At 57.6% G+C, this 12,473-nt stretch carries 13 protein-coding genes and 1 riboswitch; of the genes, 6 read left to right on the top strand and 7 right to left on the bottom strand.

What is annotated here, in order from left to right; genetic code table 11:
- Nucleotide 1: 1 nt before the first annotated feature.
- From thiS to OB87_RS03235, 5 genes are all read right to left on the bottom strand, one after another.
- Nucleotides 2-202: a sulfur carrier protein ThiS gene (gene thiS / locus OB87_RS03255; protein ID WP_033568018.1), complete on the bottom strand. Its 201-nt coding sequence runs from the start codon at nucleotides 200-202 to the stop codon at nucleotides 2-4.
- Nucleotides 199-948, bottom strand: coding sequence for a HesA/MoeB/ThiF family protein (locus OB87_RS03250; protein WP_033568017.1), 750 nt, complete (start codon nucleotides 946-948; stop codon nucleotides 199-201). The genes thiS and OB87_RS03250 overlap by 4 nt, the downstream gene beginning before the upstream one ends.
- A gap of 1 nt (nucleotide 949) precedes the next feature.
- Nucleotides 950-1,585 (bottom strand): thiamine phosphate synthase, encoded by a 636-nt coding sequence (gene thiE, locus OB87_RS03245; protein ID WP_033568016.1) that lies wholly within the window; start codon nucleotides 1,583-1,585, stop codon nucleotides 950-952.
- Nucleotides 1,585-3,552: a phosphomethylpyrimidine synthase ThiC gene (thiC, locus tag OB87_RS03240; protein ID WP_033568015.1), complete on the bottom strand. Its 1,968-nt coding sequence runs from the start codon at nucleotides 3,550-3,552 to the stop codon at nucleotides 1,585-1,587. The genes thiE and thiC overlap by 1 nt, the downstream gene beginning before the upstream one ends.
- A 147-nt stretch (nucleotides 3,553-3,699) precedes the next feature.
- Nucleotides 3,700-3,815, bottom strand: a riboswitch (TPP riboswitch).
- A 57-nt stretch (nucleotides 3,816-3,872) separates the two neighbouring features.
- Nucleotides 3,873-4,322 carry an Rsd/AlgQ family anti-sigma factor gene (locus OB87_RS03235; RefSeq protein WP_033568014.1) on the bottom strand — a complete coding sequence of 150 codons (450 nt, stop codon included), beginning with the start codon at nucleotides 4,320-4,322 and terminating at the stop codon, nucleotides 3,873-3,875.
- 102 nt (nucleotides 4,323-4,424) lie between these two features.
- Here OB87_RS03235 and nudC point away from each other — a divergent pair, with 102 nt between their 5' ends.
- The 6 genes from nudC to OB87_RS03205 all read left to right on the top strand — a co-directional run bounded on the left by nudC (nucleotide 4,425) and on the right by OB87_RS03205 (nucleotide 8,945).
- Complete coding sequence (gene nudC / locus OB87_RS03230; protein ID WP_033568013.1) at nucleotides 4,425-5,198, top strand: NAD(+) diphosphatase; 774 nt, start codon at nucleotides 4,425-4,427, stop codon at nucleotides 5,196-5,198.
- A gap of 78 nt (nucleotides 5,199-5,276) precedes the next feature.
- Nucleotides 5,277-6,350, top strand: coding sequence for a uroporphyrinogen decarboxylase (hemE, locus tag OB87_RS03225; RefSeq protein WP_033568012.1), 1,074 nt, complete (start codon nucleotides 5,277-5,279; stop codon nucleotides 6,348-6,350).
- Complete coding sequence (gene nfi, locus OB87_RS03220; protein WP_033568011.1) at nucleotides 6,350-7,024, top strand: deoxyribonuclease V; 675 nt, start codon at nucleotides 6,350-6,352, stop codon at nucleotides 7,022-7,024. The genes hemE and nfi overlap by 1 nt, the downstream gene beginning before the upstream one ends.
- 91 nt (nucleotides 7,025-7,115) lie before the next feature.
- Entirely contained in the window at nucleotides 7,116-7,706 is a 591-nt protein-coding gene (locus OB87_RS03215) for a YjaG family protein (RefSeq protein ID WP_033568010.1), read from the top strand.
- A 251-nt stretch (nucleotides 7,707-7,957) separates the two neighbouring features.
- Nucleotides 7,958-8,230, top strand: a complete 273-nt coding sequence (gene hupA / locus OB87_RS03210) for a nucleoid-associated protein HU-alpha (protein ID WP_012882985.1) — start codon at nucleotides 7,958-7,960, stop codon at nucleotides 8,228-8,230.
- 4 nt (nucleotides 8,231-8,234) lie between these two features.
- The gene (locus tag OB87_RS03205; RefSeq protein WP_081977341.1) at nucleotides 8,235-8,945 is read left to right on the top strand and encodes a DUF1481 domain-containing protein; all 711 of its coding nucleotides are present in this window, start codon (nucleotides 8,235-8,237) and stop codon (nucleotides 8,943-8,945) included.
- A gap of 82 nt (nucleotides 8,946-9,027) precedes the next feature.
- Here OB87_RS03205 and purD read toward each other — a convergent pair whose 3' ends face one another.
- A complete protein-coding gene (purD, locus tag OB87_RS03200; protein WP_033568009.1) occupies nucleotides 9,028-10,317 on the bottom strand; it encodes a phosphoribosylamine--glycine ligase in 1,290 nt (429 codons plus the stop codon).
- A 15-nt stretch (nucleotides 10,318-10,332) separates the two neighbouring features.
- Entirely contained in the window at nucleotides 10,333-11,922 is a 1,590-nt protein-coding gene (gene purH / locus OB87_RS03195) for a bifunctional phosphoribosylaminoimidazolecarboxamide formyltransferase/IMP cyclohydrolase (RefSeq protein WP_033568008.1), read from the bottom strand.
- Nucleotides 11,923-12,473 lie beyond the last annotated feature (551 nt).

Genomic DNA, 12,473 nt, shown 5'->3' with positions numbered 1-12,473 from the left:
TTCAACCTCCTGCGATTGCCTGAAACAGCAAAATGTCATCACCGTCGCGCAGCGGGTGTTGCGTCCAGGCATCACGCGGGATGATGGTTTGATTGATAGCCAGCGCCGTACCGGGCTGTAGCCGGTTCAACTGGCTGAGCAACTGCGCCACGGTTAGCTCGCTCTGTAGTTCGATAACCTCGTCGTTAAGCCTGATTTTCATGCCTGCTCTCCGCATACCGGGCAGGTGGGCGAGCGCGTCAGTTGCAGCGTGGTCCATTGCTGCTGGCGTGCATCGAACAGCCGCAGTTTGCCGTCCAGCGGTGAGGGCAAACCACACAGCAGCTTGATCGCTTCCAGCGCCTGCAACGTCCCCATCACACCGACCACCGGGCCGAGAACACCGGCGGTGCGGCAGTTGCGTTGCGGCTCCGTGGCATCTGGGTAGAGGCAGGCATAGCAGCCGTGCTGCCAGGGCGGCGTCAACACCAGCAACTGGCCGCTAAAGCCGACGGCGCTGGCGCTGATCAGCGGTTTTTGCGCCGCGACGCAGGCGGCGTTGACCGCGTGGCGGGTCGCCATGTTGTCGCAGCAGTCCAGCACCAGATCGGCTTGCGTCACCGCGTTCTCAAGTGACTCGCCTGCCAGCCGGGTGGTCAGGGCCACGGTTTTCACCAGCGGATTGACGGCTTCCAGCGCGTGACGGGCCAACACGGCCTTAGGGTGTGATAGGTCGGCGTTGCGGTAGAGAATCTGACGTTGCAGATTGGAGATGTGCAGGGTGTCGTGGTCCGCCAATAGCAGCGTGCCGACACCGGCTGCCGCCAGATAGAGCGCTGCTGGTGAGCCAAGCCCACCCAGCCCGACCAGCAGCACCCTGGCCTCCGCCAGCTTCTGCTGCCCTTCCTGACCGATGTCTTCCAGCAGTAACTGGCGGCTGTAACGCATAAAGGCCTGATCGTCGAGCATGTTACGCCTCCCGTCCTTCAATCAGTCGCAGCAGCGTCGCGGTGGCGGCGCGCCAATCCGCCGCTTGCGTGATGGCGCTGACCACGGCAATGCTGCTGACCCCGGTTTCCAGCACCGCCGGCGCCCGGTCAATGCTGATGCCGCCGATGGCGACGGTGGGAAAGCGCCCGTCCAGCGCGCGGATATGGCGAGCCAGCTCGGTTAGCCCTTGCGGTGCGGACGGCATCGCTTTGGTTTGGGTGGGGAAGATATGGCCCAGCGCAATATAAGACGGCGAGATAGCGACGGCGCGCGCCAGTTCGGCGTCGTCATGGGTGGAAACGCCCAGCCGCAGCCCGGCGGCGCGAATCGCGTTCAGGTCGGCGGTGTCGAGATCCTCCTGCCCAAGGTGTACGCCGTAGGCCCGATGCTTCACCGCCAGTTGCCAGTAGTCGTTGATAAACAGACGAGCCTGATAGCGGCGGCCGAGCGCGATCGCCCGGATAATGTCGGGTTCAGCTTGCTCTTCGGGCTGGTCTTTAATGCGTAATTGGATGGTTCGGACGCCAACGGCCAGCAGGCGTTCGATCCACTCTACGCTGTCCACCACCGGATACAGCCCCAGCCGGGCGTCAGTCGCGGGAAAAACGCCGTTCATTAGCGTTCTTCCTGCGGCAGGCTGGTGGTGGTGTGGTACAGCTCACTGCCGCGGGCGCGGAATTCGGCCGACATTTGTGCCATGCCGACATCCACCGGTTGGGCCTGTGCTTCCTGACGGGCGGCGTAATCGCGCACTTCCTGGGTTATCTTCATCGAACAGAATTTCGGTCCGCACATCGAGCAGAAATGCGCCACCTTGCCGGACTCCTGCGGCAGGGTTTCGTCGTGGTAGGCGCGGGCGGTTTCCGGGTCTAAAGCCAGATTGAACTGGTCCTCCCAGCGGAATTCAAAACGCGCTTTGGACATGGCGTTGTCGCGGATCTGCGCGCCGGGGTGACCTTTCGCCAGATCGGCGGCGTGAGCGGCAATTTTATAGGCGATCAACCCTTGTTTGACGTCGTTTTTGTTCGGCAACCCCAGGTGCTCTTTCGGGGTGACGTAGCACAGCATGGCGCAGCCGAACCAGCCTATCATCGCCGCGCCGATGCCGGAGGTGAAGTGGTCGTAACCCGGTGCGATATCGGTGGTGAGCGGGCCTAACGTATAAAACGGCGCTTCGTGGCAGTGTTCCAGCTCTTCGGTCATGTTGCGGCGGATCATCTGCATCGGCACATGGCCGGGGCCTTCGATCATCACCTGCACGTCGTATTCCCAGGCGATTTTGGTCAGTTCGCCCAGCGTGTGCAGTTCGGCGAACTGCGCTTGGTCGTTGGCATCCTGAATGGAGCCGGGGCGCAGGCCGTCGCCGAGCGACAGCGCGACATCATAGGCGGCACAGATTTCGCAAATTTCACGGAAATGCTGGTACAGGAAGTTTTCCTGATGGTGCGACAGGCACCACTTGGCCATAATCGAGCCGCCGCGTGACACAATGCCGGTCAGGCGTTTGGCGGTCATCGGTACATAGCGCAGCAACACACCGGCGTGGATGGTGAAATAATCCACTCCTTGTTCCGCTTGCTCCAGCAGGGTGTCGCGGAACCCTTCCCAGGTCAGGTTTTCCGCGATGCCGTTGACCTTTTCCAGCGCCTGATAGATCGGCACCGTGCCGATCGGCACCGGGCTGTTGCGCAGAATCCACTCACGGGTTTCATGGATATAGCGCCCGGTGGACAGGTCCATCACTGTGTCCGCGCCCCAGCGGGTGGCCCACACCAGTTTTTCCACTTCTTCTTCGATCGATGAGGTCACAGCAGAGTTGCCGATATTGGCATTCACCTTCACCAGAAAATTGCGGCCGATGATCATCGGTTCTGATTCAGGGTGGTTGATGTTGGCGGGGATGATGGCGCGTCCGGCGGCTACTTCCTGACGCACGAATTCCGGCGTGATGTCATCCGGCAGTAGCGCGCCGAAGCTGTGGCCTGGATGCTGCTGGCGCAGCACCTCGCCGCGCACGCGCTCGCGCCCCATGTTTTCGCGGATGGCGATGAATTCCATCTCCGGTGTGATGATGCCCTGACGAGCGTAGTGCAACTGGGTCACGCGGCGACCGGCTTTGGCGCGCTTAGGCTGCGGCAGATGTTCAAAACGCAGATGGTCGAGGCCGATATCCGCCAGCCGTTGTTGGGTAAAGCCGGAGCTGGCTTTTGGTAAGGCTTCAGTGTCGTCGCGCCCGGCAATCCAGTCGGCGCGCAGTTTACCCAGCCCACGGTGTACATCCGGGGTGATCGCCGGGTCGCCATACGGCCCCGCGGTGTCATACACCGGCACTGCTTCGTTGGCTTCGTAGCGCGGATTGTCGCGGCTGCCGCCGACCAGCGTCGGACTCAGCTGGATTTCCCGCATCGGCACGCGGATGGTCGGTTGTGAACCGGTCAGATAAATACGTTGCGAGTTGGGAAAGGTCGACCCGCGCAGCGTGTCGATAAACTGCTGAGCGGCGGCGCGTTGTTCACGGCGACCGGAGGGCTTCTTTTCTCCGGAAACGTTCTGTTCTGTAGACTGGGTTGGTTCTGTAGACATAGCAAGTTCCTGTTGATTAAAGGAAAAATTGCTTGTCTGGAGCTCGGAGGGAGTAATGGCTGGATGCTGGCCCGCTGGCAACGGCAATCAGGTGATGCCGGATCTTGCGGCTGCGGCGACAACGTGTGTGTTGCGCCAGGGGCTGGCAATGTAATTACTCTTGTTCCCTTCGCAGGTATTAACCTGATCAGGTTCCGCGGATCCCGAATTAACGGTCTCAGCCCACGCGCCATCAGGCGTGTTGGGCACTCCGACAAGATATCGCCCCTTCACGGGGCGGACTAAAACTCTGACACTCTATGCGCTATGACGGTATGTCGTCAATGATCGAACATCAGTCGGATCAGGCTGTCTTCCAGGGTGAAGCGCATTGCTAATGCTTCACCCACGCCGGATAATGCCTGGTGAAATTCCTGGCTGTCGACGGGCTCGATGAAAAACGCCAGATGGCTGTCGTAAATATCCATGACTTGCTGGGTGTTGCTACGCAGCGCGACATCAAAATGCGATGCCTGCGTTAGCTTTCTGTCGTTGTGCATGATGTTTTCCTGCAACATACGCTCGTAGACGTGGAAATGACCGACGGACAGATAGCCGACCAGATGATGGCAAAATTCATCCAGCGTCCGTGCTTCCGGTATTTTCCCTGTCTGAATGCTGAGCAAGTGGTAATAGGCCAGCAAAAGATGTTTGCGGGCCAGCAACCACTGATCAATCAAGGCGTAATTGCCGCCAACGTGCTCCGTCAGGCGTTGTAATTGCTTCAGCATGGTTGACTCCGGGTATCGGTAGGATGATGACAGTTAGTCGTGTCATTATTTATAACCATAGTCGTAAAATGCCAAATCGGGTAATAAGCGGGGCATATAGAGATGGAATTGACGCTGCAAGGTAATGAAACCGGTTGGTGGGTGGTGTATCACCAGCATCAGATTTGGCTGCCGCAGGGAAACTTGCCGCGAGGAACGGCGGCACAGTGGCGTTTGCAACAACGATCCGCCCGTCAGGTTGGTGAGTGGCAGGGGGAACCCGTCTGGCTAGTGTTACAGGAACACGCGGGCGAGATGGGATCGGTACGCCAACTCTTGGATCAGGATGCCGGGTTGTTTCAACTGGCGGGCCGCGCGGTGCAACTGGCGGAGTTCTATCGTTCGCACCACTTTTGCGGTTACTGCGGCCATGAAATGTCGGTCAGCACCACCGAATTGGCTTGCCTGTGCGCTCACTGCAAAGAGCGTTACTACCCGCAGATTGCCCCCTGCGTGATCGTGGCGATTCGCCGCGACAGCGAGATTCTGCTGGCGCAGCACCTGCGCCACAAAGGCAACATGTACACCACGCTGGCCGGTTTTGTCGAAGTGGGGGAAACCCTGGAGCAGGCGGCCGCGCGGGAAGTAATGGAAGAGAGCAATATCCGCATCCGGAACCTGCGTTACGTCAGTTCCCAGCCCTGGCCGTTCCCGCATTCGCTGATGATGGCGTTCATGGCCGACTACGACGGGGGCGAGGTAAAAGCTGACCCGTCCGAACTGCGGGATGCCGCCTGGTTCCGGTATGATCGCTTGCCGGAATTGCCGCCGCCGGGTACGGTAGCCCGGCGTCTGATTGAAGACACGGTGGTATTGTGCCGCGAGGCCGATCACTGATTTATCCGGCTCCATGGCCGGGATGCCGGGGCTGACGGCGACAATTATGCCTGGAACAGGCGTTACAAGGAAAAGACCATGACTGATCTGAAAAACGATCGCTATTTGCGAGCGCTGTTGCGCCAGCCAGTGGATGTGACTCCGGTATGGATGATGCGTCAGGCGGGGCGCTACCTGCCGGAATACCGCGCGACGCGTGCACAAGCCGGTGATTTCATGTCGCTGTGCAAGAATGCCGAGCTGGCCTGCGAAGTCACGTTACAACCGTTGCGACGCTACGACCTGGATGCGGCCATTCTATTCTCCGATATTCTCACCATCCCCGATGCGATGGGGCTGGGGTTGTATTTTGAAGCCGGTGAGGGGCCGCGGTTTACCTCGCCGGTTACCTGTCATGCCGATGTGGAAAAACTGCCCGTGCCGGACCCGGAGCTGGAGCTTGGCTACGTAATGAACGCGGTGAGGACGATTCGCCGTAATCTGGCGGGCGCGGTGCCGCTGATCGGTTTTTCCGGCAGCCCGTGGACACTGGCGACGTACATGGTAGAAGGTGGCAGCAGTAAAGCCTTTACCGTGATCAAGAAGATGATGTTCACCGAACCTCGCACGTTGCATCTGTTGCTGGACAAACTGGCGGACAGCGTGACGCTCTATCTTAACGCCCAGATTCGGGCCGGGGCGCAGGCGGTGATGATTTTCGACACCTGGGGCGGGGCATTGAGCGGGGCGGACTACCGTGAATTCTCGTTGCACTACATGCACAAGATTGTCGATGGTCTGCTGCGTGAAAATGACGGTCGCCGGGTGCCGGTGACGCTGTTCACCAAAGGTGGTGGTCAATGGCTGGAAGCCATGGCGGATACCGGGTGTGATGCGTTGGGGCTGGACTGGACCACCGACATTGCTGACGCGCGCCGTCGCGTTGGCGATCGGGTCGCGTTGCAGGGCAATATGGACCCGTCGATGCTGTATGCGCCACCTGCCCGCATCGAACAGGAGGTCGCCACGATTTTGGCTGGGTTCGGCACCGGCAATGGTCATGTGTTTAACCTGGGGCACGGTATCCATCAGGATGTGCCGCCGGAGCACGCTGGTGCCTTTGTTGAAGCGGTACACCGTCTGTCTGTGCCCTATCATCAGGACCTCGCCTGATGGATATGCAGGCACTGCGCGAAGAACAACGAGATAAAGCAGCTCAGGTGATTCGTCATGACGATATGCCTTTTGAGCAGCCGACGTTGATCGCCGGTGCCGATGTCGGCTTCGAGCAGGATGGCGCGGTAACGCGTGCTGCGCTGGCCGTACTGGCCTATCCATCGCTACAACTGGTGGAATACCAGATTGCGCGGATTCCGACTATCATGCCTTATATCCCCGGTTTCCTGTCGTTTCGTGAATACCCGGCCTTGCTGGCGGCGTGGGAACAGCTGCAACATCGACCAGATTTACTGTTTGTCGACGGGCACGGTGTGTCTCATCCCCGTCGTCTGGGGGTTGCCAGCCATTTTGGCTTGCTGGTGAACGTGCCGACCATTGGCGTTGCCAAGCGTCGTCTGTGCGGGCAGTTTGCGCCGCTGGCGGACGCGGTGGGCAGTTGTCAGCCGTTGCTGGAGCGGGACGAGCAGATCGGCTGGGTCTGGCGCAGTAAGGTACGCTGCAATCCGCTGTTCGTCTCCACTGGTCATCGGGTTGGTCTGGACAGCGCGTTACAGTGGGTTGCGCGTTGCATGAACGGCTATCGTTTGCCGGAACCGACCCGCTGGGCAGATGCGGTGGCGTCCAACCGTCCGGCGTTTCAGCGCTGGCAACGTCAGGTCGGCTTGTAGGATAATGCCGGGCAGGAAACTTTAGGAATTCAGGTATATGGCGGTGCGGCGATTTTCGTTACACTGCCGCCCATTATTATTGAGATGAACAATGTTACGTAACCCCATTCATTTGCGTCTGGAAAAGCTGGAAAGTTGGCAACATGTCACCTTTATGGCCTGTCTTTGTGAACGTATGTATCCCAACTACCATGAGTTTTGTCAGCAAACGGGTTTTGGGGATGCGCAGCTTTACCGGCGGATGCTGGATCTGGTGTGGGAAACGCTGGTGGTCAAAGACGCCAAGGTCAATTTCGATAGTCAGCTGGAAAAGCTGGAAGATGCGATTCCTGCCGCAGACGATTACGACATTTATGGCGTATACCCTGCGATTGACGCTTGCGTTGCTCTGAGCGAGCTGCTGCATTCGCGTTTAAGTGGCGAGACATTGGAACACGCGGTCACCATTAGCGAGACTTCGATCCGTACCGTAGCGATGCTGGAAATGACGCAGGCGGGTCGGGAAATGACCGATGATGAGCTGAAGGTTGTGCCCGCCGTTGAAGAAGAATGGGACATCCAGTGGGAGATTTTCCGCCTGCTGGCCGCCTGTGAAGAGCGCGACATCGAACTGATAAAAGGCCTGCGCGCCGACCTGCGCGAGGTGGGAATGAGTAACATTGGGATAAATTTGTATCAATAACGCGATAAAACGTGATTTAAGGCCTGAAATGGCCTGTCTTTAGGCTTCACATCCGCACCCTGTCTGGTCTACATTTGGGGGGCGTAATAAAAGTGGCTGTCGGTGCGTGTATGCAGGAGAGTGCTACTACACCCTAAATAATTCGAGTTACAGGAAAGCCAATGCACCTGTGGCGCGAAGTTATGACGGGAGATGGCATATCCGTCGCACTCGATGCTTAGCAAGCGATAAACACACTGTAAGGATAACTTATGAATAAGACTCAACTGATTGATGTAATTGCTGACAAAGCTGACCTTTCCAAGACCCAGGCTAAAGCTGCTCTGGAAGCTACTCTGGCGGCGATCACGGAGTCTCTGAAAGAAGGTGATGCAGTACAATTAGTTGGTTTTGGTACTTTCAAAGTCAATCATCGTAACGAGCGCACTGGCCGCAACCCGCAGACTGGTAAAGAAATCAAAATTGCTGCCGCTAACGTGCCTGCGTTTGTGTCCGGTAAGGCATTGAAAGACGCTGTAAAATAAGCGAATGCTGACACAAGGTTTAAGCAGAGGGGCGATTTCGCCCCTTTTGCTTTTGTGCAGACGGCACATCCGCTTTGCCATTCCGGCGCTGGTGTGCTGGTTGAGCGCCTGTAGCTCGTCGACACCGCCGCCTGCGGTGTATGCCAGTGGCTACCTGGCTGATCGCGGCGTGGTGCGGCTATGGCGTAAAGACGACGCACAGCAGCATCTCACCACATTGGTGACTGCGCTCAGTCCCGTATCAGGAAAAGAAGCCCGGATAACTCGTTACCGTTTCCAGCAGGGAGAGCTGCGTGAGGTCCAGCAGACCAACTCTGCATCGTCGCGGGAAGAGGTCAGGCTGCGTTTTGATCAGGCGGGAACCGTCAGTTACATGCAGCGTCAACTGCCGGACCGGCGTGAGTCATTGTCGGAAGACGAAATTGCGTTGTTTCAGTTCGATGCCCGCCGCTTGCTAGAACTGAGCGATTCCCTGCGCGCAGGCAAGGTATCACTGATACAAGGGCGCTGGAATGCCGGGCAGGTGACCACGTGCGACGGAAAAATGGTGCGTCCAGAACTAGACCGTGCTTCGCTGGCCTGGATAGCACAGCAAGCCGAACGTGCCGCCGGACCGCTTAGTGTCGCCTGGCTAACGTCACCGGAAGGCACGCAATTGTTGCAGGTGGCGGAGACGGATTTCTGTCGTTGGGAACCTACAGCCGAGGCGTGGTAATCAGGGATGTCGATGAGCGGTAAAACAAGAAAAGAAGGGCCAGCCCGTCAGGCATGACCCCTTGGTAAGTCTGAGCGTATTGTCAGGCTTGCTGCTCGCGAGCGATGGCGCGATAGCCGATGTCGCTGCGACAGAAGCTGCCTTCCCAACTGATCGGCTTAGCCAGCTCGTAGGCGCGTTGCTGCGCTTCGGCCACGCTGTGACCCAGTGCTGTCACGCACAGGACGCGCCCACCGTTGGTCACTACGTCGTTGCCATTCAGCTTGGTGCCAGCATGGAACACCTTGCCGTCAACCGCATCCTGCGTTGGCAGGCCCGAAATTACATCACCGTTACGGTAGTCGGCTGGGTAACCGCCCGCTGCCAGCACCACGCCCAATGACGGGCGAGAGTCCCAGTCAGACGTCTTCTCATCCAGTTTGCCTTCGCAAGCCGCCAGACACAGCTCCACCAGATCGGATTTCAGGCGCAACATGATCGGCTGGGTTTCCGGATCGCCGAAACGGCAGTTGAATTCGATTACTTTCGGTTGACCGTCTGGGGAAATCATCAGGCCCGCATACAGGAAACCGGTATACACATTGCCCTCGGCCGCCATTCCGCGCACGGTTGGCCAAATGATCTGCTCCATGACCCGTTGGTGAACCGCATCCGTCACTACCGGTGCAGGGGAGTAAGCCCCCATACCGCCGGTGTTCGGGCCAGTATCTTTGTCGCCCACACGTTTGTGATCCTGGCTGGTTGCCATCGGCAACACGTGCTCACCATCCACCATCACGATGAAGCTGGCTTCTTCGCCGTCCAGAAAATCTTCGACCACGATACGGTGACCAGCATCGCCAAACGCATTACCTGCCAGCATGTCGGTGGCTGCATTTTCCGCTTCTTCCAACGTCATAGCGACAATCACGCCTTTACCGGCGGCCAGACCATCCGCCTTGATGACGATAGGCGCGCCTTTGCGGCGGATATAAGCCAGTGCCGGTTCGATGTCGGTGAAATTTTGGTATTCCGCCGTAGGGATGTGCTGGCGAGCCAGGAAATCCTTGGTAAAGGCTTTGGAGCCTTCCAACTGAGCGGCCGCCTGCGTTGGGCCGAAAATCTGCAGACCTGCGGCGCGGAAAGCATCAACCACACCAATCACCAGCGGCGCTTCCGGGCCGACGATGGTCAGGCCGATGGCGTTCTGGCGAGCGAAATCCAGTAGCGCCGGGATGTCGGTCGCGGCGATGTTCACGTTCTCCAACGCCGGTTCCAGCGCAGTACCGGCATTACCCGGCGCGACGTAAACCTTGTCAGCCAGTGGAGATTGAGCTGCTTTCCAGGCCAGCGCGTGCTCGCGGCCACCATTACCAATAATCAAGATATTCATCGTCATAACTCCGGATTAGTGACGGAAGTGGCGCATGTCGGTAAACAGCATCGCGATGCCGTGTTCGTTGGCGGCTGCGATGACTTCATCATCGCGAATGGAGCCACCCGGTTGAATCACGCAGGTGATGCCTACGGCCGCCGCTGCATCGATACCATCCCGGAACGGGAAGAATGCGTCAGACGCCATCACGGAACCTTTGACCTCCAGACCTTCGTCACCAGCCTTGATACCGGCGATTTTGGCCGAGTAAACACGGCTCATCTGACCGGCACCGATGCTGATGGTCATATTGTCGCGTGCGTAAACAATGGCGTTGGATTTAACGAATTTCGCCACTTTCCAGCAGAATAGCGCATCGCGCAGTTCGGCTTCAGTCGGCTGACGCTCGGTGACCACGCGCAACTGGGCAGCTTCTACCATGCCGAGATCGCGATCCTGCACCAGCAGGCCGCCGTTGACGCGTTTGAAATCCAGCCCCGGCGCACGCTGTTGCCACTGGCCGCAAGTCAGCACACGTACGTTCTGCTTGGCGGCGGTGACTTTCAGCGCGGCTTCGCTGGCGGAAGGGGCAATGATCACTTCAACAAACTGACGGCTGATGATGGCTTGCGCGGTGGCTTCGTCCAGTTCGCGGTTAAAAGCGATGATGCCGCCGAACGCCGATGTCGGGTCGGTTTTGTAGGCGCGCTCATAAGCGTCCAGAATCGAGCTGCCAATCGCCACACCACATGGGTTGGCGTGTTTGACGATCACGCAGGCCGGTTCGGCAAATTCTTTCACGCACTCCAGCGCGGCGTCGGTATCGGCGATGTTGTTGTAGGAAAGCGCTTTGCCCTGCAACTGCTGAGCGGTAGCCACCGACGCTTCAGCGACTTTCTCTTCTATATAGAAGGCCGCCTGCTGATGACTGTTCTCGCCGTAACGCATATCTTGCTTCTTAATGAAGTTCAGGTTCAGCGTGCGTGGGAAGTGGCCGGAGGGCTGGGTGGTGTCGCCGTGATAGGCCGGAACCTTACTGCCAAAGTAGTTAGCGATCATGCTGTCGTAAGCGGCAGTGTGTTCGAATGCTTTGATTGCCAGATCAAAACGGGTTTCGTAAGTCAGAGAACCTTCGTTGGCGTCCATCTCGGTGATGATAGCCGTGTAGTCGCTGCTTTTAACCACGATAGCCACGTCGTTGTGGTTCTTGGCCGCGGAACGCACCATGGTCGGGCCGCCGATATCGATATTTTCTACGGCGTCTTCCAACGTGCAGTCAGCTTTGGCGACGGTCTGGGCAAACGGATAAAGATTCACGACCACCATGTCGATCGGCTGGATATGGTGTTGGGTCATGATGGCGTCATCCTGCCCACGGCGGCCCAGAATGCCGCCATGCACTTTGGGATGCAGAGTTTTGACGCGTCCGTCCATCATTTCCGGAAAACCGGTGTAATCCGAGACTTCTGTCACTGGCAGGCCAGCGTCGGCCAGCAGACGTGCAGTGCCGCCTGTAGAGAGCAGCTCAATACCTCGTTTTGACAGCGCCTGGGCGAATTCGACGATACCGGCTTTGTCAGATACGCTGAGCAAAGCACGACGGATAGGACGACGTTGTTGCATGATGGTTTGATCCCCTGACTTAGGTTCTTACTTTAAAGAGCGTTACGTGAATAGTGGCGGTCATATAAAGAAAAATACGGATTGAGTCACCGATATTCAGCTAACGCGCTCACGAATAGGCGTCATTCACCAAGGGAGGAATTGTAGCGAAAACGTTTGCGTGATGCTCGCCAAATTTCAAAAAATGCCTGGCTTGTGGATAACTCTGTGTAAAATTAGGTATAAGCAGCCCTTTTGCTGTGGAATGCAGCGAACGCGCGATTTAATCAAAAATACCGGTTGCGGCCTGCGAGGAACTCCCTATAATGCGCCTCCACTGACACGGCAACGGCGATGAGCCAGCGCGGTGTGAGGCAGATAAAACGAAAAAAAGTCGTTGACTCTGAATGAGGAAAGCGTAGTATACGCCACCTCGCGACAGCAGGCTGTAAGCCGGTCGCACTGCTCTTTAACAATCAATCAGACAATCTGTGTGGGCACTCGCAGGACACTTCACTAAAAAATTAGTGAAAAGTCTTGAAGAGTGACAACAGTTAATTCATTACGAACTA

It is taken from the genome of Dickeya undicola (assembly GCF_000784735.1).
In the GTDB taxonomy this organism is placed as follows: Bacteria; Pseudomonadota; Gammaproteobacteria; order Enterobacterales; family Enterobacteriaceae; genus Dickeya; species Dickeya undicola.
Note: the sequence above shows the minus strand (reverse complement) of the source record. Positions and strands in the feature narration are given on the sequence as shown.

What these genes read in the sequence shown, in the direction of transcription:
- thiS (WP_033568018.1), bottom strand. Translation starts at nt 202, where the DNA reads ATGAAAATCAGGCTTAACGACGAGGTTATCGAACTACAGAGCGAGCTA.
- OB87_RS03250 (WP_033568017.1), bottom strand. Translation starts at nt 948, where the DNA reads ATGCTCGACGATCAGGCCTTTATGCGTTACAGCCGCCAGTTACTGCTG.
- thiE (WP_033568016.1), bottom strand. Translation starts at nt 1,585, where the DNA reads ATGAACGGCGTTTTTCCCGCGACTGACGCCCGGCTGGGGCTGTATCCG.
- thiC (WP_033568015.1), bottom strand. Translation starts at nt 3,552, where the DNA reads ATGTCTACAGAACCAACCCAGTCTACAGAACAGAACGTTTCCGGAGAA.
- OB87_RS03235 (WP_033568014.1), bottom strand. Translation starts at nt 4,322, where the DNA reads ATGCTGAAGCAATTACAACGCCTGACGGAGCACGTTGGCGGCAATTAC.
- nudC (WP_033568013.1), top strand. Translation starts at nt 4,425, where the DNA reads ATGGAATTGACGCTGCAAGGTAATGAAACCGGTTGGTGGGTGGTGTAT.
- hemE (WP_033568012.1), top strand. Translation starts at nt 5,277, where the DNA reads ATGACTGATCTGAAAAACGATCGCTATTTGCGAGCGCTGTTGCGCCAG.
- nfi (WP_033568011.1), top strand. Translation starts at nt 6,350, where the DNA reads ATGGATATGCAGGCACTGCGCGAAGAACAACGAGATAAAGCAGCTCAG.
- OB87_RS03215 (WP_033568010.1), top strand. Translation starts at nt 7,116, where the DNA reads ATGTTACGTAACCCCATTCATTTGCGTCTGGAAAAGCTGGAAAGTTGG.
- hupA (WP_012882985.1), top strand. Translation starts at nt 7,958, where the DNA reads ATGAATAAGACTCAACTGATTGATGTAATTGCTGACAAAGCTGACCTT.
- OB87_RS03205 (WP_081977341.1), top strand. Translation starts at nt 8,235, where the DNA reads ATGCTGACACAAGGTTTAAGCAGAGGGGCGATTTCGCCCCTTTTGCTT.
- purD (WP_033568009.1), bottom strand. Translation starts at nt 10,317, where the DNA reads ATGAATATCTTGATTATTGGTAATGGTGGCCGCGAGCACGCGCTGGCC.
- purH (WP_033568008.1), bottom strand. Translation starts at nt 11,922, where the DNA reads ATGCAACAACGTCGTCCTATCCGTCGTGCTTTGCTCAGCGTATCTGAC.